The 21,498-nt window shown below is 55.5% G+C and carries 23 protein-coding genes; 9 read left to right on the top strand and 14 right to left on the bottom strand.

The features are described from left to right. Positions 1–41 precede the first annotated feature (41 nt). The 3 genes from M2407_RS22425 to M2407_RS22415 are packed head-to-tail and all read right to left on the bottom strand — an operon-like array spanning position 42 to position 5,943. Positions 42–389 carry a gamma-glutamylcyclotransferase gene (locus M2407_RS22425; protein ID WP_006317485.1) on the bottom strand — a complete coding sequence of 116 codons (348 nt, stop codon included), beginning with the start codon at positions 387–389 and terminating at the stop codon, positions 42–44. Between the two features lie 2 nt (positions 390–391). Further along, positions 392–4,210, bottom strand: a complete 3,819-nt coding sequence (locus M2407_RS22420; protein ID WP_115060321.1) for a translocation/assembly module TamB domain-containing protein — start codon at positions 4,208–4,210, stop codon at positions 392–394. Continuing rightward, complete coding sequence (locus tag M2407_RS22415) at positions 4,207–5,943, bottom strand: autotransporter assembly complex family protein (protein ID WP_020824929.1); 1,737 nt, start codon at positions 5,941–5,943, stop codon at positions 4,207–4,209. The genes M2407_RS22420 and M2407_RS22415 overlap by 4 nt, the downstream gene beginning before the upstream one ends. Positions 5,944–6,229: 286 nt before the next feature. On the opposite strand from M2407_RS22415, the gene msrA reads away from it, so the two are divergent. Continuing rightward, on the top strand, positions 6,230–6,871 hold the full coding sequence (gene msrA / locus M2407_RS22410) for a peptide-methionine (S)-S-oxide reductase MsrA (RefSeq protein WP_020824928.1): 642 nt from the start codon (positions 6,230–6,232) through the stop codon (positions 6,869–6,871). A gap of 177 nt (positions 6,872–7,048) precedes the next feature. Then, positions 7,049–8,380 carry a hemolysin family protein gene (locus M2407_RS22405; protein ID WP_020824927.1) on the top strand — a complete coding sequence of 444 codons (1,332 nt, stop codon included), beginning with the start codon at positions 7,049–7,051 and terminating at the stop codon, positions 8,378–8,380. A 196-nt stretch (positions 8,381–8,576) separates the two neighbouring features. On the opposite strand, the gene M2407_RS22400 is transcribed toward M2407_RS22405, so the two are convergent. Then, a complete protein-coding gene (locus M2407_RS22400) occupies positions 8,577–8,783 on the bottom strand; it encodes a DUF1107 domain-containing protein (protein WP_012004917.1) in 207 nt (68 codons plus the stop codon). 326 nt (positions 8,784–9,109) lie between these two features. Between M2407_RS22400 and M2407_RS22395 the strand changes: the two genes are divergently transcribed. After that, positions 9,110–9,667: a YtfJ family protein gene (locus M2407_RS22395; protein WP_020824926.1), complete on the top strand. Its 558-nt coding sequence runs from the start codon at positions 9,110–9,112 to the stop codon at positions 9,665–9,667. A gap of 1 nt (position 9,668) precedes the next feature. Here M2407_RS22395 and cysQ read toward each other — a convergent pair whose 3' ends face one another. Then, positions 9,669–10,409 (bottom strand): 3'(2'),5'-bisphosphate nucleotidase CysQ, encoded by a 741-nt coding sequence (gene cysQ, locus M2407_RS22390; protein ID WP_041415176.1) that lies wholly within the window; start codon positions 10,407–10,409, stop codon positions 9,669–9,671. 256 nt (positions 10,410–10,665) lie between these two features. On the opposite strand from cysQ, the gene M2407_RS22385 reads away from it, so the two are divergent. Together M2407_RS22385 and ytfE are read left to right on the top strand one after the other, a co-directional pair. Continuing rightward, a complete protein-coding gene (locus tag M2407_RS22385; protein ID WP_174573646.1) occupies positions 10,666–12,618 on the top strand; it encodes a bifunctional 2',3'-cyclic-nucleotide 2'-phosphodiesterase/3'-nucleotidase in 1,953 nt (650 codons plus the stop codon). A 119-nt stretch (positions 12,619–12,737) separates the two neighbouring features. Further along, the gene (ytfE, locus tag M2407_RS22380) at positions 12,738–13,403 is read left to right on the top strand and encodes an iron-sulfur cluster repair protein YtfE (RefSeq protein WP_259219873.1); all 666 of its coding nucleotides are present in this window, start codon (positions 12,738–12,740) and stop codon (positions 13,401–13,403) included. 43 nt (positions 13,404–13,446) lie between these two features. Here ytfE and fklB read toward each other — a convergent pair whose 3' ends face one another. Beyond that, positions 13,447–14,067 carry an FKBP-type peptidyl-prolyl cis-trans isomerase gene (gene fklB / locus M2407_RS22375; protein ID WP_020824922.1) on the bottom strand — a complete coding sequence of 207 codons (621 nt, stop codon included), beginning with the start codon at positions 14,065–14,067 and terminating at the stop codon, positions 13,447–13,449. Between the two features lie 288 nt (positions 14,068–14,355). Here fklB and M2407_RS22370 point away from each other — a divergent pair, with 288 nt between their 5' ends. Beyond that, positions 14,356–15,024: an OapA family protein gene (locus M2407_RS22370; RefSeq protein WP_259219872.1), complete on the top strand. Its 669-nt coding sequence runs from the start codon at positions 14,356–14,358 to the stop codon at positions 15,022–15,024. Here the strand turns inward: M2407_RS22370 and M2407_RS22365 are convergent. The 5 genes from M2407_RS22365 to rpsF all read right to left on the bottom strand — a co-directional run bounded on the left by M2407_RS22365 (position 15,021) and on the right by rpsF (position 16,939). Continuing rightward, the gene (locus M2407_RS22365; protein WP_128865489.1) at positions 15,021–15,380 is read right to left on the bottom strand and encodes a DUF488 domain-containing protein; all 360 of its coding nucleotides are present in this window, start codon (positions 15,378–15,380) and stop codon (positions 15,021–15,023) included. The two genes, M2407_RS22370 and M2407_RS22365, sit on opposite strands and share 4 nt — an antisense overlap. A 110-nt stretch (positions 15,381–15,490) precedes the next feature. Next, positions 15,491–15,943 carry a 50S ribosomal protein L9 gene (gene rplI, locus M2407_RS22360; protein WP_004933629.1) on the bottom strand — a complete coding sequence of 151 codons (453 nt, stop codon included), beginning with the start codon at positions 15,941–15,943 and terminating at the stop codon, positions 15,491–15,493. A gap of 39 nt (positions 15,944–15,982) precedes the next feature. Beyond that, positions 15,983–16,210, bottom strand: coding sequence for a 30S ribosomal protein S18 (rpsR, locus tag M2407_RS22355; RefSeq protein WP_000135199.1), 228 nt, complete (start codon positions 16,208–16,210; stop codon positions 15,983–15,985). Between the two features lie 4 nt (positions 16,211–16,214). Continuing rightward, positions 16,215–16,532, bottom strand: a complete 318-nt coding sequence (gene priB, locus M2407_RS22350) for a primosomal replication protein N (protein WP_006317460.1) — start codon at positions 16,530–16,532, stop codon at positions 16,215–16,217. Positions 16,533–16,540: 8 nt separating this feature from the next. Further along, complete coding sequence (rpsF, locus tag M2407_RS22345) at positions 16,541–16,939, bottom strand: 30S ribosomal protein S6 (protein WP_006317459.1); 399 nt, start codon at positions 16,937–16,939, stop codon at positions 16,541–16,543. A gap of 457 nt (positions 16,940–17,396) precedes the next feature. Here rpsF and M2407_RS22340 point away from each other — a divergent pair, with 457 nt between their 5' ends. Then, positions 17,397–17,663 carry a DUF1471 domain-containing protein gene (locus M2407_RS22340; protein ID WP_020824919.1) on the top strand — a complete coding sequence of 89 codons (267 nt, stop codon included), beginning with the start codon at positions 17,397–17,399 and terminating at the stop codon, positions 17,661–17,663. 94 nt (positions 17,664–17,757) lie between these two features. Here the strand turns inward: M2407_RS22340 and yjfP are convergent, their stop codons facing one another. After that, positions 17,758–18,510, bottom strand: coding sequence for an esterase (gene yjfP, locus M2407_RS22335; protein ID WP_259219863.1), 753 nt, complete (start codon positions 18,508–18,510; stop codon positions 17,758–17,760). Between the two features lie 126 nt (positions 18,511–18,636). On the opposite strand from yjfP, the gene bsmA reads away from it, so the two are divergent. Both bsmA and M2407_RS22325 read left to right on the top strand, forming a co-directional pair. Then, complete coding sequence (gene bsmA / locus M2407_RS22330) at positions 18,637–18,945, top strand: biofilm peroxide resistance protein BsmA (protein ID WP_020824917.1); 309 nt, start codon at positions 18,637–18,639, stop codon at positions 18,943–18,945. A 122-nt stretch (positions 18,946–19,067) separates the two neighbouring features. Beyond that, on the top strand, positions 19,068–19,343 hold the full coding sequence (locus M2407_RS22325) for a DUF1471 domain-containing protein (RefSeq protein ID WP_020824916.1): 276 nt from the start codon (positions 19,068–19,070) through the stop codon (positions 19,341–19,343). Here M2407_RS22325 and M2407_RS22320 read toward each other — a convergent pair. Next, on the bottom strand, positions 19,340–19,738 hold the full coding sequence (locus M2407_RS22320) for a DUF350 domain-containing protein (RefSeq protein WP_020824915.1): 399 nt from the start codon (positions 19,736–19,738) through the stop codon (positions 19,340–19,342). The two genes, M2407_RS22325 and M2407_RS22320, sit on opposite strands and share 4 nt — an antisense overlap. A gap of 87 nt (positions 19,739–19,825) precedes the next feature. Next, positions 19,826–21,457, bottom strand: coding sequence for an isovaleryl-CoA dehydrogenase (locus tag M2407_RS22315; protein WP_259219856.1), 1,632 nt, complete (start codon positions 21,455–21,457; stop codon positions 19,826–19,828). Positions 21,458–21,498 lie beyond the last annotated feature (41 nt).

The following is a 21,498-nucleotide window of genomic DNA, read 5'->3' as shown; positions in this document are numbered from 1 at the left end:
CGTCCGATAAAAAAACACCGCTCAGTGAGCGGTGTTTTTTTTTACTTTTCGTCGAGACGCTTCAGCCAGTCGCCGCTGTTAATTCGCGGGTAACCGTCCACACTGTGTTTATACAGGTAGATCCACGCACTCCCATAAGGCGTCTGAATCAGCTCGCGCTTATAGTCCTTGGTGTTGCTTTTCAGTTCGTCCAGCTCAGCCAAAATCGATGAGTTGATGCGGTACACTTCGCAATGTACCGTGCCCTCTCCAGGGATCGCCGCCGGGTAATGGCCCAGATTATAAATCTGATAGCCTTCGAGCTCATGCTCGCCGAGCCATTGGGCGTTGGTCATCCAATGGCTGTTTCCCTGTTTGCGTCGTAAACTGCCGTAGACAATTATTCGCATCGCTAAAACTCAAACTGATAGAGCAAATCTAATGCCTGGTCGAGACCAGACACCGCTTCCAGATACAATTTAGGCATCAGGCGGTAACGCAACGTCAACGTAGCCAGCGAGTCGAAAATACCCACCCCATATTTTACTTGTAAGCCTGGGAGAACATAACCGCTCACGACAACCTGGGAACTGTCGCCGACACCCTGAGTATCCAGGGCCAAATTGCTTACGCCAAACGCCTCGCCGATTTTACCCACAAGTTGACCACTTTGTGCAACCCCCATCCCAATTAACATTGAGGTCATTGCGTTACCATCGGCGCCGGAACTGCCCAATCCCTGCCCGCGCAGCAGATAAGATAGCGCTTCCTGCTGAGATTTGGCCGGATCCGAGAACACTTCCAGCTTGGGTGCATCCGCCAACCCGGTAACGCGTACCCCAGCGGTAACGTCGTCTTCTGTCGATTCAGGATTACGAATGGCTTCAATATTCAGCAGCGGCTGATCCGGCGGCCCTGAGAACATCAGTTGACCCTTGCGGACGATCAAATCCTGACCATAAGCATGGAAGCGACCGGAAGGGATGTCAATCTGGCCGTTCAGGCCCAGGCCATTCTTGTCCTGCACCACTTTCAGATCGCCCTTCAGGCGGGCTTTTAAGCCAAAGGCATCCAGCCGCACATCGTTACCCACGTGGATCATCAGGTTGCTGTTGATCGGGATCCCTGCGGTTTTCGGCTGTATCGGTTTCAGTTGGTCGTCCAGCATCACTTCGTCGGAAGAGACGCCCACCGCACTTTCCGGCAACTCCTGCACCGTAATGCGCGCCCACGGAATATCTACCGAACCATTGAGCGAGAACAACTGCGGCGTGGCTTCAAACACCAGATCGGGTGAAACGTCGATGCGGATCATCGGCGGCACCGTCACCCGCAGCTTATCGCCCTTGGCGGCGATACGTGCGCGCCAGGCGTTGATGTCGCGCCAGTCAGCATCGCCCGACAGGTTAAGCTGTCCGCGCGTGGTGCTGACCAGCCCTTCCATGGTCGAGGTCATGCCGTCAAAGTTCATCACCAGGCGGCCGTCCGTCATATCAAACGGCATCCAGTGACCATCTATATCAACCTTATCCAACGCCATCCGGCCATAAACCAGAGGCTTCTGCGCACTGCCACCCAAGCGCAGATTGGCATTCAGCATGCCCGCGGCCTTCTCCCCCTTCATCAACGCCGGATTGATCATCGCCAGCGAGATATTGGTGATATTGACGTTGCCGCTGATAATGCGTCGTACCTGTGGATCGGCAACCTGCACGTTACCGTCAAATTGGCCATTATTGGTCAACTTGATCAACCAGTCGGCCTGTGCACGACCGTTGGACAGGCCGGCATTAAGGTTCAGCCGATCAAAGGCGATCGGCAACGCGTTGCCCTGCACTTGCTGAACCACCTTCACGCCGTTACCCACCAGGGAAACTTTCGCGTCCGGCAGCGCACCGCCCGGTTTCCAGCTTACGTCCGCCCGCCCGGTGAACACGCCGCTCAAAGCGGTCTCCGGACCGAGGAAAGGTTTGATCATCGCCAGATCAAAGCGGTTCAATACCACGCTGGCCTGGCCACTCTGGCCTGCTTCGATGGTCTTGGGTACGCACAGTTCGGCGTTCGGGTTCTGCCAGCAGTGCGGTCCAATACTGATTTTCTGCGCGGTATTCAGGTAATCCAGCGCAATGGCGCGAGTCAATCGCCATTCGCCCACCGGGGTATCGAAACGGGTATTGTTCAGGTTGCCGCGCCAGCGCTGCTGTTGGCGATCGAAACTGCCCTGCAGCGCCAACTGACCGGATACCGGCTTGCCGTCAATTTTCAACTGCAGCTGATGCTGCTTCTCACTGCCTTTGGCATCCAGTGTCAGCAGGCTGATATCCAGCGCATCCTGCTTAAGTTGCTCAACGCGTACCGCCAACTGACCCTGGATCTGGTCGCTGGAACGCACGTCGCCGTCAATCTTCACCCGGTTGATGCGCAGCGCCTGCCACTGCAGGCCGGAAGCGGTCAGGTCGGCCAGCAACTGAGGCGCTTGCAGGTTGCCCCGCAGTTTCAGCAAGCCTTTCGCCGTACCGCCCAGCCCTGGCAGAGCGCCGTCCAGACGTGGCGCGTCAATATTCGCATCCAGGTTCCAGCTTTTCTCGTCCAGTTGGCCCTTAACGTTCAGTTGGTTGCGTCCCAGCGTCAGATCGATGCCCGGGATTTTCCACTGACCGGCAGCATTGCCGCTAAGCGTGCCACGTGCGGTGACTTTGTTTTGCTTCACGTTACCATCGAGCTGCAGCACCGGCACCTGCAATTGCCAACTGCCGCCGTGCAGGCTGCCACGCGTAGTGATTTTACCGTCCAACTTCGCCGGCCATTCCGGCCACTGCTTGGCGGTATTGATGCCGCTCAGCGTCAGCTGTGAATTCCAACTGATGGCCTTGCTCCAGTCCACCAGCGCCGTCAGATCGGTATTGCCCTGCAAGGCCGCCAACCGCAGGCGATCCAGTTTGAACTGTTCAACGTTACCTTTACCGTCCAGCGTCAGCACCGCCGGCGGGAGATCCTGCCCCTTGATATTGGCCCGGGTCGACAAGGCATAATCAGTCGCCTTGCCATTGAAACGCAGGCGGAAATCGTTGACCTGATACTGAGCTTCGCCGCTCAGCGGCCATTTCAGCTGTTTGCTTTGCAGCGTCAGTGCCAGCGGTAAACCCACTTCGGCCAATTGGGTCTGTACATCAAGCTGCGCACCGACCGGTCCGGAGAGGTTCAGCGCCACTTTAAGTTCTTCGCGCAGCCCACCGCCGACGTTCAGTTTGACCTTTTCCCCTTTCAGCGGCTCGATATTCAGCGTGCTGTTAGCCACCATTTCCACCGGCCAACTGCCGGTCAGCGTCGCCTGCCCCTGCGCAGACAACGTGCCCTGCGGGGATTTCACATCGAAATTGTCCAGCTTGATATGCTGATCCTGGGTACTGGCCTGCAGCAACAGGCTGGTAATCAACACCTCGGTATCACCGGTCAAGCGCAGTTGTTCCCCGCTGATCTCCTTAACCGTGATGTCCAACGGCAGGCGGATTTCCGGCAGATCCGGCAGCAGCGGCTTGGCGAACAGCTCTTTCAACGTTTCGCCCAGCGGCTTCTCTTCCGGCACCGGTGCCGGTTTCGCCGCCTTGTCGACCTGTTCACCCACTTTTTTCGCGACCTCGACAGCCGGCTGTATCGCCTCCGGCAACGGGTTCTGCGGGGTTTTCGGCAGTGCAATCAACAGGCCGCTGATTTTGGTGGGCAGCAAGGTCAACGCACGCTCTTGCCACTGCGCTCCGGTACGGAATTCACCAAGAGAGATTGCCGTGTCGTCTACGCTTACCTTAACGTTATTCAGCGTCAGCATACGCAAGGTAATAGGGTACGGCGTGCTCAGATTGGTGGTCGGCTCGCTGGTCTCTTCCACCGGCGCAGACGGCGTCATTTCTTTGGTTTTCACCACCACGTCGACGTCCTGCGCGGTCAGCGCATTGACGCACAGCGAACTGTTTTTAAAGCAGGCCAGATCGAGTGACAGATGGAATTGTCCGGCATTCACCGTGACGCCCGGCATCTGATACTTCACGCCTTTTAGCGTCAGATCACGCCAGCCACCGCTCACGCTGGCAATATCCAACCCCGGCACCCATCGAGCAGCAGCGTTGAGGGTCATATGCAAACCACTGGTGGTACCGAGCAAGTACGCCACCGCCCCGACCAGTAACAGCAAGACAATCAGGAAACCAAAGCAAATCTTTTTTATCAGGCTCATAGTTCAGGCCCCAAACCGATGTAGAACTGCATCCCGTGGGTGTCCTTGTCCCCCACGGGCGCGGCGATATCCAGCTTCACTGGCCCTACCGGCGACTGCCAGCGTACGCCTACACCGGCGCCAGTTTTGAAGTTGCTCTGCTTGATATCGTTCACCGCTTCACCGGAATCAACGAACATCGCCCCCCACCATTTACCGGTCACGTTGTATTGATATTCCAGCGAGCCAGTCAGCATTTTGGAGGCACCGGTCAACTTGCCGTCATCGTTGCGGGGGGAAATGTCTTTGTACTTGTAGCCACGGATGCTGCGATCGCCACCGGCAAAGAATCGCAGGTCTGGCGGCACTTTGTCGAAGTCGTTGGTTTCGATCCACCCCACCTGCCCGCGCGCCACGAACCGGTGCTTATCGGCCAGGGTGCGGATCCAGACGTTCTGCGCCTGCATCAGCGCGAAGTCCACGCCGGATCCCCAGGTGGTGTCGGAAACGTCGATGGAGTAGCGTTGGCTATCGCCCCAGGTCGGCATCAGGCCTCCACGCGAGCGGGTGCGGTTGAGGCTGACACCAGGGTACAGCAGCATGGTGGTATTGCTGACGTTACCCTGGGTAAAGTTATCCCAGCGCCAGGTCAGGTTAATAGCCCGCTGCCAGCCGCTGGAGAGATCCCAGTTGCGCGAGGCCACCACTTTGGAGGTTACGGACTTGGTATCGTTGAGATCGACGTTCTTGAGCCCGCCCTGCAGCAGGTAATACTGCTCCAGCGGATTCTTCAGCAACGGGATCTTATAGGTCAGATCGAGCTGCTGCTCGGGGGCCGAAATACTGGCGCTGGTTTCCAGACTGTGGCCGCGATCGTTAAGCCAGGGCTTCTTCCAGGTGCCTTTAACGCGGGGACCAACGTCGGTGGAGTAACCGACACCGGTTTCGATGGTGTTGCGAGTGCGTGGTGACACCAACGCATCTAGCGGCAAAATCTTGTTCTCTTTGGCATCTTTGAAATCAGGGGAGACCACCACCGAGTTAAACCAGTTAGTGGCGGACAAACGGCGGTTCAGTTCGGCCAGGTCTTCCGAAGTGTAATAATCCCCCTGATGAAAGGGCACCAGATTTTGCAGATAGTCTTCACGAATTTGCGAACCGGTAAACTTCACCTGGCCGAAGCGGTAACGCTGCCCGCTGTCGAAGTCGATGTCCCAATAGGCCTTATGCAGATCCTCCGCCACGCCGAGCTGGCTTTTGGTCATATCGGCATCGAAATAGCCTTTGCGCAGCGCCAGGCCGGTCAGTGAACCTTTAAAACTGTCGTATTTACCGTGATTAAGGATCTCACCTATCGTCGGTTTGCCTTTTTTGACCAACGACAGATAGTCTTCATCGGTTTTCGCACCGCCTTCCAACACGATATTGGCTCCGGCAATGCGCACCGGTTCACCCGGATTGACCTTGGCGTGCAGCACCGGCCGCGCCAGCCCTGGCCGATCGTCCAACGTAAATTCGATGGTAGGCTGATAATAGCCAAGCGCTCTCAGCCCCTGACGAACAGCTTCATCCACGCGTGCGCGGAAACGGCCATCAGTACCGACCTCTTCCGGAGTGATGGAAGACAGGCGTACCCGGACGTTTTTTTCCAGTTCCCCGCTAAGTCCTTCAACCTGCAGCCGCACATTCGCCGAAAACGCCGCAGGCGTCGCGAGCAGCGCACACAAAAAGCACAGGGCACGGTATCGTGGCACGCGTTCTCCTTAATTTATTTTACTTTCCTGTTATAACACGCACTCTGGTGCCAGGGCATACTCCGCGCTATCAAGACGGCAGCCCTTTCAGCCTTATTCCAGACGCGACATATTACGATTTTACTGCCGCAGTAAACTGGCGCATTCTTAGCTTTTGGCGCTCTAAATACTGCGTTAATCTGATTCATAATCTGAATATGTAGCTTATTGTGGGCAAAGTTGCGGTTAGATACAACCGAACTGCCGTGTCTTAGGTCAATTCTTACTGTGACAACAGGAGTCAACCGTGGTGCCATTTTTTGATAAAACACAAACCGTCGACAAGGCGAACGCGCTGCCTGGCCGCACGACGCCCATGCCGGTTGCCACGCTCAACGTGGTCACTCACCATTCAATGACCCAGGTGCCGGAAGGCATGGAAGTGGCTATCTTCGCCATGGGATGCTTTTGGGGTGTGGAGCGCCTGTTCTGGCAACAGCAGGGCGTATACAGCACGGCGGCAGGCTACAGCGGCGGTTTTACGCCAAACCCAACCTACCGCGAAGTCTGCAGCGGCCAGACCGGTCATACTGAAGTGGTGCGGGTGGTATTCGATCCGAAAATCATCAGCTATAAGCAGCTGCTGCAGGTGTTCTGGGAGAACCACGATCCGGCGCAGGGCATGCGTCAGGGGGGCGACGTCGGCACTCAGTATCGCTCAGCAATTTATACGCTGACGCCGGAACAGCAGACCGCAGCCGAAAGCAGTCTGAAGCGTTTCCAGCAGGCCATGAACGAGGCGGGCGACCAACGCACCATCACCACCGAAGTGGTGCCGGCGCTGCCGTTTTACTATGCCGAGGATGACCATCAGCAGTATCTGTACAAGAATCCTGAAGGCTACTGCGGCCTGGGCGGCATCGGCGTTTGTTTGCCACCCCAGGGCTAACCCCTTGGTCAGCGGTAATTTTTTAACCGCTGGCGGCCCCTGTAGGGCTGCTGCTATACTATGCGGGCCGCATCTGCGGCCTGATAGCCTCCTTTCTGGTTGTTATCACTACTTTTTTTACAATGTACTACCCTTCCTCAAGAGCGCCGTCATCCCGTCGGCACGTATGGATAGATTATGTTAAACAGTATTTTACTGATTCTTTTTCTGATCGCAGTGAGTGCGTTTTTCTCACTGTCGGAAATATCTCTGGCCGCGTCACGCAAGATTAAACTGAAACTGATGGCTGACGAAGGTAACGTCAATGCCGCCAAAGTCCTTAAACTACAAGAAACCCCGGGGCTGTTCTTTACCGTGGTGCAGATTGGTCTGAACGCCGTAGCCATTCTCGGTGGTATCGTCGGCGATGCTGCCTTCTCCCCTAGCTTCCAGGTGTTGTTCGATCGCTTTTTGTCCCCAGAGATGGCGGAGCAAGTCAGCTTTATCTGCTCGTTCGTCCTGGTGACCAGCCTGTTCATCCTGTTCGCAGATTTGACCCCGAAGCGCATCGGTATGATTGCACCAGAGACGGTCGCCGTCCGGATCATCAACCCGATGCGTTTCTCGATCATGATCTTCCGGCCGCTGGTGTGGTTCTTCAACGGCATGGCAAACCTGATCTTCCGCCTGTTCAAACTGCCGATGGTGCGCAAGGACGACATCACTTCCGACGACATCTATGCGGTAGTGGAAGCCGGTGCCCTGGCTGGCGTGCTGCGCAAGCAGGAGCATGAGCTGATCGAAAACGTGTTCGAACTGGAGTCACGCACCGTACCTTCGTCGATGACCTCGCGTGAAAGCGTGGTTTACTTCGATCTGCGTGAAACCGAAGAAAGCATTATCGAGAAAGTCTCGACCCATCCGCACTCCAAGTTCCTGGTATGTGACGGCAATATCGATCAGGTGGTCGGCTACGTTGACTCCAAAGACTTGTTGAACCGCGTGCTGGGCAATCAAAGCCTGGTGCTGAGCAGCGGTGTGCAAATCCGCGCGGCGCTGATCGTGCCGGATACCCTGACGCTGTCCGAAGCGCTGGAAAGCTTTAAGACGGCCGGCGAAGACTTTGCCGTTATTCTCAATGAATATGCACTGGTCGTGGGCATCATCACGTTGAATGACGTAATGACCACCCTGATGGGCGATCTGGTCGGTCAAGGCCAGGAAGAGCAGATCGTCGCACGCGATGAAAGCTCATGGCTGATTGAGGGTGGTACGCCAATCGACGATGTGATGCGCGTTCTGCACATTGATGAGTTCCCGCAGGCGGGCAACTACGAAACCATCGGCGGCTTTATGATGTACATGCTGCGCAAGATCCCAAAACGCACCGACTTCGTGAAATACGCCGGCTACAAGTTTGAAGTGGTGGACATCGACAGCTACAAGATTGACCAGTTGCTGGTAACCAAACTGAGCGACAAACCGGCGGCGGTACTGCCGAAGGCGCCAGAAGACAACGCCCCTGCCTGATCCGGACTGTAGAAACGTCAGCGGCCCCATCGGGCCGCAATTATTTCAGTTTTTTCAGCTGCTCTAATTTCCCTATGAATTTCAAGTTGCAGCTAGGCAGCCAGCTCACTCATCCCCTGGAGCTTACTTAAGTAAGTAACAGGGGTGGGTGGGTGCAGATAACAACGCTGCGGCTTGAAAGGCGACGGGTAATGCATCAACCCATCTCTGTTTGCAGCAACAACACCTGACGGTTTACCTCTGACATCACGCTGAAGTGGCGCCGGTCACGAATTTTCGGTAACAGGATTTTCCCTTCGTCGAATTCGAACGCGCCTACATCTTTGATATACAGCCGGCCACGAAACAGGGTTTTTACGTACTTCGCCACTTTCAACGGATTATAACGCTGGAAGATTCTCATTCTATTACTCTCCTCCGTTTGGTCCATGCGCTCAGCGAGCCGCCAAGGTGGCAGCCTCTAAAGTAAGAACGCAACTTGATTGCCATGTAGTAGACCTAGTAAAGACGATAATGTTCACTTCTGCACGGATATCTTCACTGGATTTACACTTTTTGACAGAATTGTATATGATAATATATAACTTTTTCAGTATATCCCTTCAAAACACAGGTATTACCGGCCAGAAGGGGAAACTGCGATCCAGCTAACAGGACAGACCTCCGATCACCACCTATGCTTTAGGCTGTCGGGTGCTGTCGGCACCGTTCCCCTTCCAAGGAGAAGGCATGAAAAAAAGTCACCTGCTTATTGTTTCCCTGCTGCTTGCCCCCTTTTTAGCCTCTGCGCACAACTTCCAACTCCAGCAACGCGTCGCGCCGGTCGGCGTCAGCGATAAGGGAGAGTTGAATTACGCTAATGATAAGTTTAGCTATCAAAACTGGAATAGCGCGCAACTCAGTGGGAAAGTGCGAGTCATACAGCATATTGCCGGCCGTAGCTCCGCCAAGGCGATGAACGATCCGCTGATCGAAGCGATTAAGAAAGCTAAACTACCGCACGATCGTTACCAAACGACGACAATAGTGAATACCGACGACGCGATACTCGGCACCGCGGTGTTTGTTCGCAACAGCATTGAAGACAGCAAGAAAGAGTTCCCCTGGTCGCAGTTTGTGGTCGACAGCAACGGCAACGTGCGCAAGGCCTGGGATTTGCAGCCGAAAGGATCGGCCATTGTGGTGTTGGATAAGCAAGGCAGGATCCAGTTCGCCAAAGACGGCGCCCTGACGCCAGAAGAGGTGCAGCAGGTCATGACCCAACTGCACCAGTTGCTGGCGAACTGATTTAGAACAGCGAAACCCTGAAGCCGGGGTTTAGGAAGGATTCACGCGGCGTATAGAGCAGAGGTCTGCCCTGCCAGTCGTGGATCTGTGCCCCGGCTGCCACGGCCACGGCATGACCGGCGGCGGTATCCCAGATATTGGTGGGCCCAAAGCGCGGATAGAGCTGCGCTTTACCTTCCGCCACCAGGCAGAATTTCAGCGAAGAACCGACGGAAACGGTCTGGTGTTCGCCCAGCTGTTTCAGGTAGTCCTTCAGCTCTTCGTCGCTGTGCGAACGGCTGACCACCACCAATGGCGGATGGGCATTGCTGACGCCAATCTCCTGCCGGTGGCCCTTTTCTTCTTTCCAGGCTTTACCGCGCTCGGCCAGGTATAACACGTCGATCGCCGGGGCGTAAACCACGCCCATTACCGCCTGCCCGTCTTCAATCAACGCGATATTTACCGTGAACTCACCGTTGCGATTCAGGAACTCTTTGGTGCCGTCCAGCGGATCGACCAGCCAATAGCGCGTCCAATTCTGCCGCACTTCCCAGGTCGGTGGATCTTCTTCCGACAGCAAGGGGATGTCCGGCGTTAACGCCGCCAGGCCGCGCTGGATAATGTGGTGCGCCGCCAGATCGGCCGCCGTCACCGGGGAGTCATCTTTTTTTTGTGTAACATCAAGCGGTTGTTCACCGTTGTACACCGCCATGATGGCCGCGCCCGCCTCGCGGGACAGTTGGCAAATTTTTTCTAACATCATTCACCTCAGATAGACAGTTCCGTGGGCCATTTCCCCTTTCTCATTGCTAGCAGCCTAGTTTTTTTTGCATCGAATATCCATCATAACGATTTAACCTTCGGTAATGACTCGAGTCTTTGCCGTCACAACTGTGACATTTCCTCCGATACCTTGGCCGATTTTCTGCCACACTTCACAGTTTGGTGAGACAACCAATGTTAATTACATGCCCCTCTGCGATAAAACTCGAAAAATAGAATGGAGAAAGCCAAAAATGATGAAGCGTCCGCTGACGTTGTCTGTCCTCGCTGTGCTGGTTTGCGCCTCAGCGCAGGCGGCAACGGTCGATCTGCGCGTGCTGGAAACCACCGACCTGCACAGCAACATGATGGACTTCGATTACTACAAGGATAAACCGACCGACAAGTTCGGTCTGGTGCGCACCGCCAGCCTGATTGAACAGGCTCGCCAGCAGGCCACCAATAGCGTACTGGTGGATAACGGCGACATCATTCAGGGCAGCCCGCTCGGTGACTATATGGCGGCCAAGGGCCTGAAGCCCGGCGATATTCATCCTGTCTATAAGGCCATGAACACCCTGAATTATGTGGTCGGCAATATCGGCAACCACGAATTCAACTACGGCCTCGATTACCTGAAAACCGCCATCAGCGGTGCCAAGTTCCCGTATATCAATGCGAACGTGATCGACGCTAAAACGCAGAAACCGCTGTTCACTCCTTACATTATCGTCGATACGCCGGTAAAAGACCGTGACGGCAAGGAACATAGTTTACGCATCGGCTATATCGGTTTTGTGCCACCGCAAATTCTGGTGTGGGATAAGGCCAATCTGCAAGGCAAGGTTAAGGTCAACGACATCACCGAAACCGCCAAACGCTACGTGCCGGAAATGCGTAAACAGGGGGCCGATCTGATCGTGGCGATCCCGCACTCCGGCCTGTCCAGCGAGCCGTACAAGGCGATGGCAGAGAATTCGGTGTACTACCTCAGCCAGGTTCCGGGCATTGACGCCATCATGTTCGGCCATGCTCACGCGGTATTCCCGAGCAAAGACTTCGCCAATATCAAAGGCGCTGACATCGCTCAGGGCACGCTGAACGGCATACCTGCGGTCATGCCCGGCCAGTGGGGCGACCACCTCGGCGTTGTCGATCTGCAGTTGAACAACGACTCTGGCAGTTGGAAAGTAGCTTCCGCCAAAGCGGAAGCACGGCCCATCTACGACAAAGAGAACAAGAAATCGCTGGCGGCGGAAGACGCCAAGCTGGTGAAAGTCCTGGCGGAAGATCATAAGGGCACGCGCGATTTTGTCAGCAAGCCGGTCGGCAAAGCTGATGACAACATGTACAGCTACCTGGCGCTGGTGCAGGATGACCCAACGGTACAAATCGTGAATAACGCGCAGAAAGCCTATGTGGAACACTACATTCAGGGCGACCCGGATCTGGCCGATTTGCCGGTGCTGTCAGCGGCAGCGCCGTTCAAGGTCGGCGGCCGCAAAAACGATCCGGCCAGCTTCGTCGAAGTGGAAAAAGGCCAGCTCACCTTCCGTAACGCTTCGGATCTCTACCTCTACCCCAACACCCTGGTGGTAGTAAAAGCCAGTGGCAAAGAGGTGAAGGAGTGGCTGGAGTGCTCCGCCGGGCAGTTCAATCAAATCGACGTCAACAGCAGCCAACCGCAGGGCCTGATCAACTGGGATGGCTTCCGCACCTATAACTTCGACGTGATTGATGGGGTAAATTACCAGATCGACGTCAGCCAGCCTGCGCGTTACGACGGCGAATGCCAGTTGATTAACGACAAGGCGGAACGTATCAAGCAGCTGACGTTCAAAGGCAAGCCAATTGATCCTAAAGCCACCTTCCTGGTGGCGACCAATAACTATCGCGCTTACGGTGGCAAGTTCGCCGGCACTGGCGATCAGCATATTGCCTTCGCTTCGCCGGACGAGAACCGTTCAGTGTTGGCGGCCTATATCAGCGCTGAAACCAAGCAGCATGGCGCAGTCCGGCCACAGGTGGATAACAACTGGCGCCTGGCGACCTTCAGCAGCCCGCAACCGCTGGATATTCGCTTCGAAACCTCGCCAAGCGAGAAAGCGACAGCGTTTATCAAGGCACATGCCCAGTATCCAATGAAATCCGAAGGCACGGATAACATCGGGTTCGCAGTTTATAAGATTGATTTAAGTAGCAAATAAGCTGCAGGCCGGGAGGCACAGGGTTCCCCCCGGCCATCTACTCCTTTTTCTCGCTGGCGCGCCATTTAAATTGCATTTAAAATGCATGTTATAAATTTTTCATTTAAAGAGGCACTCTCATGGATTACCGTAATCAATCCCTCGGCGCTCTCGCCATCGCTATTCCCCGGGCATCACGCCTGTTCCGCCTGAACGATTTGGATTTCTGCTGTGGCGGAAAACAAACGCTGCAACGCGCGGCCGAGCGTAAAGGACTGGATCTCGAGCAGCTTGAAAGCGAATTGGCCGCCCTCGCCGCCAGACCGGCAGCAAGCCATGACTGGCGTACTGCACCGCTCGGTGAACTGATTGATTATATTCTGCCACGCTTCCATCAGCGGCACCGCGAACAGTTGGCCGAGCTGGTACTGATGGCGGAAAAAGTCGAACGGGTTCATGCCGACAAAGCCACCTGTCCACGCGGTCTGGCAAAACAGCTGAACCTGATCCTGCTGGATCTGGAAAATCACATGATGAAAGAGGAACAGATCCTGTTCCCGATGATCAAGCAGGGTATGGGCCGGCAGGCGGCAGGGCCGATCTCGGTAATGGAACATGAGCATGACGAAGCGGGCGAACAGCTGGAAGTGGTGAAGTTCCTCACCCACAACGTGACGCCACCGGAAGGTGCCTGCAATACCTGGCAGGCGCTGTATGGTGGTATCGACGAGTTTATTGATGACCTGATGGAACACATCAATCTGGAGAACAACCTGTTGTTCCCCCGCGCGCTGAACGGCGCATAAAACAAGGGCGCCATCAAGGCGCCCAGAGAAATCTGTTAGAGAATTACAGGATTTCCAGCAGTTCGACGTCGAACACCAGCGCGCTGAATGGCGGGATGGATGCGCCGGCACCACGCTCGCCGTAGGCCAGGTCGTGTGGAATATACAGCTGCCATTTGGAACCGACCGGCATCAGGGTCAGCGCTTCGATCCAGCCAGGGATCACGCCGCTAACCGGGAATTCTGCCGGTTGACCGCGCTCTACGGAGCTGTCGAACACGTCGCCGTTAATCAGGCGGCCAGTGTAATGCACACGCACGCGATCCTGACGGGACGGGATTGGGCCGTTGCCCTGCTCCAGCACGGAGAACTGCAGACCGGATTCGGTCAGCGTAACTTCGTCGCGTTTGGCGTTGTCTTCCAGGAATTTCTGGCCTTCAACGGCCATCGCCTGTTGACGCTCACGACGTACGGCATCCGCACGCTCGTGGATTTCGCGCAGCGCACGGTGCACCACGTCTACCGGAACCGCCGGGGCATTCCCTTCCAGCGCGTCACGCAAACCTGCCAGCAAAGCTTCCGGTTGTAAACCTTCCAGACCGGACTCTTGCAGCTGCTGGCCGACCTGTAAACCAATCCCGTAGCTCGCCTGCGCTTCAACGCTGTCAAAAGAAGGGGTTGTCATGGGGTTTTCCTTTAGTCTGTAAAAAGTCGAAAGCGCAGCATAACAGCGCCGCAATGCCGGGTAAAATCTTGTGTGGAGAATGATGACTTTTGTCGTAGAAAAAGAAACAATAACCCTCAGTTAACACCCGCTCCCGCGCGCCCAGGCGAATCGCCTGCCGCAACAGGTATGGGTTTGCTGCTGCCTTTCACTTCAATCAGTTAGCGGACTATACTGAAAACAGGGCATCGGGTCGGCGGTACACCCTTTTGTACCGTGATAATTTTACGCCGTTGAAGAGAGGTTACCATGGGCAGAATCTCGCCCAGGAGAAGGAAGACCACCCGTATCTACCAGCCGTTGTTGCGTACCTGGCTGAACTTCAGTCAGCGCCTGAAGCCCGGCTCCGCGCCAGCGTCGGTAGAAGACCCGGATTCAGAACAACCACCGGAAAGCGGTAAGGGGCAAAACATCAAAGCGTTACTGCTGAAGATCTGGCACCTGCCGGACGGCTTCTGTTGGATGGAGCCACTGCCTTATTTCCATCGTCGCTGGACCCTGATTTTCGGCATCATCCTGCTGCTGGCACTGCTGTGGCCGTATTCATCGGAAAAACAGCCATTCCCTGTCACCCAGCAGGAAAACAGCGTTCCCTTGCAGGCCGAATTGCAAAACGACACTCAGCAGCAGCACGCTGTAGAGCCGGAACCGGCGGGCAACTGGCAACGCTACCAGATCCAACCGGGCCAGACGCTGGCGCAGCTTTTCCGTGACAACAACCTGCCGGTGAACGAAGTTTTCGCCATGGCGCAGGTGGAAGGGAACGATAAGCCGCTCAGCAACATGAAGGCTGGCCAGGAAGTGCGTATCGAACGTGATACCAACGGCGTGATCACCGCGCTATCTGTCACCACCGCTGACAACAGTCAGGTGTTATTTCGCCGCCAGGCCGACGGCGGCTATCGTCGCGAGCGTTAATCCGCTAACTGCCTTAACAGAAAGTCGCGCAGCACGATGCCATGGTTGTGCTGTGTGTCTTTACTGCCATAAAGTAAGGTCAAGGGTTGCCCCTGTCTTAGTAAAGCCACCAATGGCTGCCAGGCGTCGTTTTGAGCCAGTTGCAAGCGGTAGTGGCTTTCGAACTCGTCCCACCGGTCAAGATGTTGATGAAACCACTGCCGCAGCGCGTTATCCGGCGCAACCTGCTTTAGCCACTGCACGCCCTGCAATCGTTCCTTGCTGATGCCTCGCGGCCACAAACGATCGATCAGATAACAGTGCTCCGGTGCAGGGCCGGTAAAATCGTAAACGCGCTGCAAGATAATCTCCGCCATTTCCGCTGCTCCTCATTCATGCTGTGATAGCAGGGTAGCGCGTTTTACCGGACGCAGAAAAGCAAAACGCCAGCACGAGGCTGGCGTTTTAACTTGGCTGGCAGGAGCGATTAAGCTTCTGCAACCACAACTACATTCAGCTGTGCGAACACGTCGCTGTGTACCTGGAAGTGAACTTCGTGTTCACCAGTGGTACGCAGAACGCCGTTCGGCAGACGAACTTCGCTCTTGGCAACTTCAACGCCTGCCGCAGTAACTGCGTCAGCGATGTCGCGGGTGCCGATAGAGCCGAACAGTTTACCTTCGTCGCCTGATTTAGACGCGATGGTGACTGAACCCAGTTCGTTGATCTTGGTTGCGCGAGCTTCAGCAGCAGCCAGAACGTCAGCCAGTTTGGCTTCCAGTTCAGCACGGCGTGCTTCGAAGAACTCTACGTTTTTCTTGGTAGCAGGAACAGCTTTGCCCTGTGGTACCAGGAAGTTACGGGCGTAGCCCGCTTTAACGTTAACTTGATCACCCAGGCTGCCCAGGTTTGCTACTTTATCAAGCAGAATAACTTGCATTACCTTATCCTCTCAAAGTCGTTAATGGACAGTGGCCGATTACTGATGACGATCAGTGTACGGCAACAAAGACAGGTAGCGCGCGCGCTTGATAGCACGGGCCAGCTGGCGCTGATATTTTGCACGAGTACCGGTAATACGGCTCGGGACAATTTTACCACTTTCAGTGATGTAGTTTTTCAGCGTAGCGATGTCTTTATAGTCAATCTCTTGAACGCCTTCCGCGGTGAAACGGCAGAACTTGCGACGACGGAAATAACGTGCCATTAGGCTAGTCTCCAGAATCTATCAATTCAATCTGCTCGGCATGCAGAACCAGTTTGTTCAGCCCGTTGCGCCCTTGATGGCAGCTTACGAAGCCTTGCACGGTTATCTGACTGCCGACCGTTAATCTTTGAGTTAGTGCTTGTGACTGTTGTCCGCTGACAACCACGGGCATTCGGCACCATGCTTGCCTGCTAAATCCGGCTTCCATTTGCTGCGAACGGTGCTCTAGCACAAATTGGCAGTGGGGGATCCCGGAAGGACTCACTTTTCGAACCGGCGCCTTGCACACAGTGCCCGACAAAACCAGACGATTAGATGTCACGGCGGCAATTACTCTTCAGAATCCCCAGCATCTGCATCATCTGCGGTTTCGTTAGCGAAGTCTTCGCGGCGATCGCCACGACGTTCGTCTTTCGCTTTAACCATCGGAGATGCTTCAGTTACCGCGTGCTTAACGCGCATAACCATGCTACGGATAACGGCGTCGTTGAAGCGGAAGTTAGTTTCCAGCTCATCGATCGCTTCCTGCGGAGCTTCAACGTTCAGCAGAACGTAGTGAGCTTTGTGCAGTTTGTTGATCGGGTAAGCCAGTTGACGGCGGCCCCAGTCTTCCAGACGGTGAATCTGACCAGCAGCGTTAGTGATGGTAGCACTGTAACGCTCGATCATGCCCGGAACCTGTTCGCTTTGGTCAGGATGGACCATAAAAACGATTTCGTAATGACGCATCGAATTGCTCCTTACGGATTATTCAGCCTCCTGTCAGGGTCAACCGCGGCCCATGGAAGCAAGGAACGTGTATGTGTGTGCGGCTGAAAAAATGACGCGTAATCATACTTGCGCAGGCTGGGAAACTCAAGGACAGAAGGGTATTTATTATCGGTAATGCGGGCCCGATGCGTAAATAGCACGATTTGCTATCTGTACAACCTATGTACACAGATCCATCAGTTCAAAAAATCTTTCAATGAAATCATCACTGATGCGCAAAATTCATTCATTTTTTTTGAATAATGACATCAAAAAGCCCCCCTTTTTAATCCTGCCGGAAGGTCTAAAATTGTTGTTATCCGCCGCAGACAGCGCGACGAAAAAGATTTGAGGTTATTCAATACAGACAAATAACTTTTTGCTGCACTGGCACCTGCTGTCAGGCCGTTGAAGCAAACAGTTAAGAGAGGCACTTATGAAACGCATTACCATCGCCACCGCCATTGCTTTACTGTTTTCCGCCAACGTCATGGCCGCTACCGAAATCACTTCGCATCAGGCTGACCAACGCCAGAGCGTGGGATTCGTCACGTTGAACCAGAATGTGGTATCGCCGGATGACGCCAGCAGCCAGGTGAGCAAAATAGCCGATCAGCGCGGCGCGACCGCTTACCGGATCATTGCGCTGCACGAACCGGAAAACAACAGCACCATTCACGTCAGCGCGGAACTGTATCGTTAAGCCTGCATGCAGTGCCAGGGAAGCAAGCCGCACCCAAAAGCGGCAAATTAAAATGTGAAAATGTCGTCAGCCCCCTGCCCGCAGGGGGCTTTTTTTATAAGGTTTTCACGAAGAACTCGGCCGTTGCGTCAAGCGCTAACGGCGTGATGCGGTGCTTAACGTCCGGTTCAGTCAAAAATGTCAGTTGCCGGTCCCAACCACTCTGGCGAAGCTCGGTTGCCAGGCGTCGACTTTCAGCCGCCGGGACCACATCGTCCGCTTCGCCGTGCCATAACAGCAGCGGACGATCGGCAATCTTTTCCAACTGGCGTTCCAGGCCATAATCCGCAAGCGCGGCAATGCGCGCATCAAAACCGCTCGCCGTTAAGGGTTTACCCTGCTCATCCAGCGGTGGGAACAGCGTCTGCGCCAGGGAACTGTAATAACCGGCCCCCATCAGGCTCGCCGCAGCTTTCACCCACGGATAACGAGCGAAGCCTCCCAACGTCGTCATCCCCCCCATGGACGCGCCCGCGACGCCGATGCGCCCTTCGGCAATCAGCCCGCGCCGTTCAAAGTCCGTCTTCAACGCCGGTAACTCATCGATATTGCTGCGCAGGATCTCCCAAAAGCGGGACAACCGCTTTTGTTCATCGCCGTCAAAACGCTCGCCGTGCAAATCGGCATCCGGCAGCACCACGCGAAATCCCACCCTGGCTAACGCGTAGGCAAAGTAGGCGTAGACTTCTTTCGACGAGGTATAACCATGGTAGAAAAATACCGTCGGCAACGGCTGATGATACTGCCCCTGCGGCACGGCATGGATGACCGCAATATCTCCTGATCGCTCGTCATAAATTTCAATCATTCATTTTCCCTCTGCATCGCCATTGCCTTCATAATGGCAAACTTGCGCTAAAAAGCATTAGCTCAATCTGTTCCAATTTATAATGGGTTACACTCAAATCACGCTATCCGCTTTCTTGAGGTATCTATGAAAATGTCCCGCCTGCTGCTCTCCTTGACGCTGGTCACGCTGCTTAGCGCCTGTGGCATGATGACCACGACGCCCAAAGCGCCCCCACCGCCGACCGGACAGGCGCAGGAGATAACCCGGGCACAAACCGGTAGCCTGGAAAAAATAGGCACCACCAGCGCCCTGGTGCGCGGCAGCCCGATGGATGTGGAAGCGGAAATTCAGCAGAAAGCCAATGCCAGCGGCGCGCGCTATTACATGATCATCATGAACAGCGAAACTGTGGTTCCCGGCCAGTGGTATTCGCAAGCGATCCTGTATCGGTAACTGCTGGAGTTTTAATAAGATTTACATTGGCTTTGCACAGACTGAAGTTGGATAGAGCACACTGGCAAACAGCGCGCCGCAGCCCGCGGCCGTGAATCCAGGATCCGACGAAGGGGAACGCCATGACACGCTCCGCCGCACTCACCGCCCTCCTGCTTTCTATGGGGTTACTCAGCGCCAGCGCCCAGTCCGCTGAACTGGCCCCCGCAGACCGCGTTACGCCACTCAGCGAAATTGCGGAAATCACCCTGAACAACCTCTCCGGCTCCCCTCAGGACGTAGAACAATTGATCGCCCAAAAGGCGGATGAGCATGGGGCAAGCTATTACCGCATCCTGCGAATGGAAGAACAGGCGCATCAGCCAGGCTGGCGCGCCTCCGCAATACTTTACCTTTAGTAGGTCATGCAGGCCGCATTCAGCACACCGCCACTGATCGACACGCCGCCGAGGAAAATCCCGGCCGCCACGTGATTGGACTCAATCTTGTCGCTGATGCGCGGCATATAGATTTTCACCGCCGCAAACAGCAGCAGCTGTACCACCAGCGCCACCACGCCCCACAACAGATAGTCCAACAGGCTGACGGAGTTGATCGCTGCACTCGCCAGCGGGATGACATACCCCAGGCAGGCACCGACGAATCCAAAAGCGGCGGCCTGATTGTCGGCCTTGATCAACGCCCATTCGTCATGCGGCGTAATGCGGGTATAAACGAACAAAAACACCAGAACCATGGCAAAGCCACTGAAGAAATAAGAGGCGAATGCCGCCAACGCGCTGAGAATATCCATGTCATGTTTCCTGGTCAGAGGTCAGTATCCCTTACGGGCCAAGAGCTGAATTAAAAAGCTTTTCCGGCTGCGGCGCCACCGTTTTACCTAGCCGCCCATCGCGCGGGTAAACAGCGTTTCGCACAGCCTTTCCGGCAATGTCCGCTCACCACGGGCATCAAGCATCATTTGACACCAGGCTTCCGCCAACGGCGGTGAACTGTAACGCAGAAGCTGCGCCGCCGCGAACAGATTAAACAAGGCGCCGGTCACCGCACGTCCTTGCTCTTCCTGAGGTTTGCGAATCAGCTGAAGCAATCGTCGCCATTGGTGATCATAATGGCGGTTCTGCCCTCTCACTTCACCGAGTTCCTGCTCCAGCGCCTCCTGCACCGCCGGCAGCTTGCCCCAGGCGCGCATGACGTCCAGACACATAATATTGCCGGAGCCTTCCCAGATGCTGTTTACCGGCATTTCACGGTACAACCTCGGCAGTTCGCTCTCTTCGCAATAGCCGATACCGCCCAGCGCCTCCATGGCTTCACCAATAAAAGGAATGCCTTGCCGGCAGACTTCAAACTTCGCCGCAGGCGTCATCACTCGGCATAACGCCTGCTCCAGGGGCGTGCTACCTGCGCTGTCATAAGCACGCGCCAGACGCATCAGGGCCGCCGTCTGCCCCTCCAGGCGCAGGGCCATTCGCGCCAGCACCTGCCGCATCATCGGTTGTTCAATCAGCGTCTTACCAAACGCCTGCCGCTGCAGAGCATGGTACAACGCCACCGACAGTCCGCGCCGCATCAGCCCGTGGCTACCCAGTGCGCAGTCAAAACGCGTCAGCCCCCCCATTTTCAGGATATGTCGTACGCCATCCCCTTCCTCGCCCACCAGCCAGGCGCTGGCATCCTGGAATTCTACTTCGCTGCTGGCGTTGGACCTGTTGCCCAACTTATCCTTCAGCCGTTCCAACCTTATGGCATTGCGTGTGCCGTCAGGCAAAATTCGCGGCAGGAAGAAACAGGACAGCCCGCCTTCGGTCTGCGCCAGCACCAGGTGCGCATCGCTCTGCGGTACCGAGAAAAACCACTTGTGGCCGACCAAACGGTAGGCTTCTCCTGGGCCGCGTGCACCCAGCGGGCTGGCGGTGGTGGTATTACTCAGCACATCGGAACCGCCCTGCTTTTCGGTCATTCCCATGCCGATCAGCAAACCGCGCTTTTGCCCGCCGGGCAATGAATGCGCGTCGTAACGATCGGACAGTAGCGGCGTTAGCCAGGATTGGAACTCCGCAGGCAACGAGCGCTGCAGCAAAGGAATTGCACCAAAGGTCATGGTCACCGGGCACAAAGTGCCGGCCTCGACCTGCGCATGTAATATAAAACGCGCCGCCCGCGCCACAAAAGAGCCGATTCGGGCGTCCTCCTGCCACGGCAGGTTATGCACCCTGTTGGCTATCAGCCCTTGCATCAGGATATGCCAGGCGGGATGAAAACGGACGTCGTCCAATCGCTGGCCGGTGGCGTCATAGCGCAGCAGTTCCGGGGGATTGGCATTGGCCAGCCGCCCCAACTCCAGCGACTCCTGAGTGCCCAACTGTTGGCCCAGCGAGGCCAGCACGTCCGCATCCCAACCGGCCTGCTCACGCTGAATGGCTTCATGCAATGGCGTATCGGACAGGAACAGATTACTGTTGCCCAGCGGCTTCGGCTGATTAAAAACGGTGTGTGTATTCCAGACCATTGGCTTGCTCCCTGATAAAAGCGTCAGGAGTAATTATGGTC

This window comes from Serratia sp. BIGb0234 (assembly GCF_024809915.1).
Taxonomy (GTDB): Bacteria; Pseudomonadota; Gammaproteobacteria; order Enterobacterales; family Enterobacteriaceae; genus Serratia; species Serratia liquefaciens.
Note: the sequence above shows the minus strand (reverse complement) of the source record. Positions and strands in the feature narration are given on the sequence as shown.

What these genes read in the sequence shown, in the direction of transcription:
- yjfP (WP_259219863.1), bottom strand. Translation starts at nt 18,510, where the DNA reads ATGATTGAAATTTATGACGAGCGATCAGGAGATATTGCGGTCATCCAT.
- M2407_RS22395 (WP_020824926.1), top strand. Translation starts at nt 9,110, where the DNA reads ATGAAAAAAAGTCACCTGCTTATTGTTTCCCTGCTGCTTGCCCCCTTT.
- rplI (WP_004933629.1), bottom strand. Translation starts at nt 15,943, where the DNA reads ATGCAAGTTATTCTGCTTGATAAAGTAGCAAACCTGGGCAGCCTGGGT.
- M2407_RS22400 (WP_012004917.1), bottom strand. Translation starts at nt 8,783, where the DNA reads ATGAGAATCTTCCAGCGTTATAATCCGTTGAAAGTGGCGAAGTACGTA.
- M2407_RS22340 (WP_020824919.1), top strand. Translation starts at nt 17,397, where the DNA reads ATGAAACGCATTACCATCGCCACCGCCATTGCTTTACTGTTTTCCGCC.
- cysQ (WP_041415176.1), bottom strand. Translation starts at nt 10,409, where the DNA reads ATGTTAGAAAAAATTTGCCAACTGTCCCGCGAGGCGGGCGCGGCCATC.
- M2407_RS22370 (WP_259219872.1), top strand. Translation starts at nt 14,356, where the DNA reads ATGGGCAGAATCTCGCCCAGGAGAAGGAAGACCACCCGTATCTACCAG.
- M2407_RS22315 (WP_259219856.1), bottom strand. Translation starts at nt 21,457, where the DNA reads ATGGTCTGGAATACACACACCGTTTTTAATCAGCCGAAGCCGCTGGGC.
- M2407_RS22365 (WP_128865489.1), bottom strand. Translation starts at nt 15,380, where the DNA reads ATGGCGGAGATTATCTTGCAGCGCGTTTACGATTTTACCGGCCCTGCA.
- rpsR (WP_000135199.1), bottom strand. Translation starts at nt 16,210, where the DNA reads ATGGCACGTTATTTCCGTCGTCGCAAGTTCTGCCGTTTCACCGCGGAA.
- M2407_RS22385 (WP_174573646.1), top strand. Translation starts at nt 10,666, where the DNA reads ATGATGAAGCGTCCGCTGACGTTGTCTGTCCTCGCTGTGCTGGTTTGC.
- rpsF (WP_006317459.1), bottom strand. Translation starts at nt 16,939, where the DNA reads ATGCGTCATTACGAAATCGTTTTTATGGTCCATCCTGACCAAAGCGAA.
- M2407_RS22405 (WP_020824927.1), top strand. Translation starts at nt 7,049, where the DNA reads ATGTTAAACAGTATTTTACTGATTCTTTTTCTGATCGCAGTGAGTGCG.
- M2407_RS22425 (WP_006317485.1), bottom strand. Translation starts at nt 389, where the DNA reads ATGCGAATAATTGTCTACGGCAGTTTACGACGCAAACAGGGAAACAGC.
- fklB (WP_020824922.1), bottom strand. Translation starts at nt 14,067, where the DNA reads ATGACAACCCCTTCTTTTGACAGCGTTGAAGCGCAGGCGAGCTACGGG.
- bsmA (WP_020824917.1), top strand. Translation starts at nt 18,637, where the DNA reads ATGAAAATGTCCCGCCTGCTGCTCTCCTTGACGCTGGTCACGCTGCTT.
- M2407_RS22320 (WP_020824915.1), bottom strand. Translation starts at nt 19,738, where the DNA reads ATGGATATTCTCAGCGCGTTGGCGGCATTCGCCTCTTATTTCTTCAGT.
- M2407_RS22325 (WP_020824916.1), top strand. Translation starts at nt 19,068, where the DNA reads ATGACACGCTCCGCCGCACTCACCGCCCTCCTGCTTTCTATGGGGTTA.
- ytfE (WP_259219873.1), top strand. Translation starts at nt 12,738, where the DNA reads ATGGATTACCGTAATCAATCCCTCGGCGCTCTCGCCATCGCTATTCCC.
- M2407_RS22420 (WP_115060321.1), bottom strand. Translation starts at nt 4,210, where the DNA reads ATGAGCCTGATAAAAAAGATTTGCTTTGGTTTCCTGATTGTCTTGCTG.